2 protein-coding genes and 1 pseudogene are annotated in these 1,326 nt (G+C 68.4%); 2 read left to right on the top strand and 1 reads right to left on the bottom strand.

Annotated features, from left to right (window positions below):
* Both KBX39_RS31350 and KBX39_RS31355 read left to right on the top strand, forming a co-directional pair.
* Window positions 1-261: ATP:cob(I)alamin adenosyltransferase (locus KBX39_RS31350; RefSeq protein ID WP_369010129.1), on the top strand; the 261-nt coding region annotated here is incomplete at its 5' end.
* On the top strand, window positions 237-653 hold the full coding sequence (locus KBX39_RS31355; RefSeq protein WP_210874027.1) for a VOC family protein: 417 nt from the start codon (window positions 237-239) through the stop codon (window positions 651-653). The genes KBX39_RS31350 and KBX39_RS31355, both read left to right, overlap by 25 nt.
* Window positions 654-713: 60 nt before the next feature.
* Here the strand turns inward: KBX39_RS31355 and KBX39_RS31360 are convergent.
* Window positions 714-1,284 (bottom strand): annotated as a pseudogene (locus KBX39_RS31360) (hypothetical protein).
* Between the last annotated feature and the right edge of the window lie 42 nt (window positions 1,285-1,326).

Consider the following 1,326-nt stretch of genomic DNA (forward strand, 5'->3'; position numbering starts at 1 on the left):
GACGAGTACAACGCGCGCCTGAGCAAGCTCGACTCCTTCATCCTCCCCGGCGGCACCGCTGGTGCGGCACTGCTGCACGTGGCACGGACGACCGCCCGGCGCGCCGAGCGTGCGGCATGGGCGCTGGTCGCACACGACCCCGATCGGACCAGTCCCCTCCCGGCAAAGTATCTCAACCGGCTCTCCGATTTGCTCTTTATCCTGTCAAGAACGGCAAATCCGAACGGCGACGTGCTATGGGTTCCGGGCGGGAAACGCTGACCATCGGCGGCCTCCATCACGTGGAGGTGTGGGTACCCGACCTGGCGGCGGCCAGTCGTTCGTGGGGCTGGCTTCTCGGCGAGCTGGGCTGGACGCTCTACCAGGACTGGCCCGCCGGCCGCTCCTGGCGGCTCGGCGCGACCTACATCGTGCTGGAGGAGTCACCCGCGCTCACCGGCCGCACCCACGACAGGCGCGCGCCCGGCCTGAACCACCTGGCCTTCCACGCCGGCCCGCCGGCCGCCGTCGAACGCCTGGTCACTGCCGCCGGAGAGTACGGCTGGACGCTGCTGTTCCCGGACCGTCACCCGCACGCGGGCGGCCCGGACAGCTACGCCGCCTACCTCACCGACGGGCAGGGGTACGAGGTCGAGCTGGTCGCGCAGACGTGAAAAGGCCGGCACCCCGTTGGTTCGGGGTGCCGGCCTTTCGCTGTGTCTTACGTGTTCGTCTTAGCTGTTCCAGTGCTGGGCGACGAGGTCGGCGGCCTGCTGTTCCCACTGGGCGTAGTGGTCGGGGTACGCGCTCACCTGGACGGTCTGGGCGGCCTTGGTCAGCGGCATGTCCTTCCAGCCGTCGACCTGCTTCAGACCCTTCAGGAACGCGGTGGTGGAGTATTCGGGGTCGGTGATCTGCTCGACCGTGCCCCAACCGCTGGAGGGGCGCTGCTGGAACAGGCCCTGCGAGGTCGTTGCGGTCACCGAGGTGGCCGAGGTTCTCCAGCTTCGACTCCTGCAACGCGGTCGCGATCGACACGACCGCGGCACGCTCGTCCATGCCGGCCTTCTTCGTCGCCGCGATGATGGCCTTCACATTCTTGGTCTGCTCGTCGTTGAGGTCGATGCGGGACTGGTCGCCCTGCACGCCGTGCGGGATCAGCTTGTCGGACTGCACCGTGGCCGTGACCGGCTTGACCGCGTGGGCGGTGTCGGCCGCGTGAGCGGCGACCGGGCCGGCGAACACGCCACCGGTGAAAGCCAGACCAGCAATACCCAGAACGCTCTTACGCAGAATCGTGTTCATGATGAGGGCTCCATTCGGGGGTCGACACACCCCCCGGGGGAC

Source organism: Micromonospora sp. D75 (assembly GCF_018070405.1).
GTDB lineage: Bacteria > Actinomycetota > Actinomycetes > Mycobacteriales > Micromonosporaceae > Micromonospora > Micromonospora chalcea.

Excerpts from the sequence above, each read along its gene's own strand:
- KBX39_RS31355 (WP_210874027.1), top strand. The coding sequence starts at position 237 with ATGGGTTCCGGGCGGGAAACGCTGACCATCGGCGGCCTCCATCACGTG.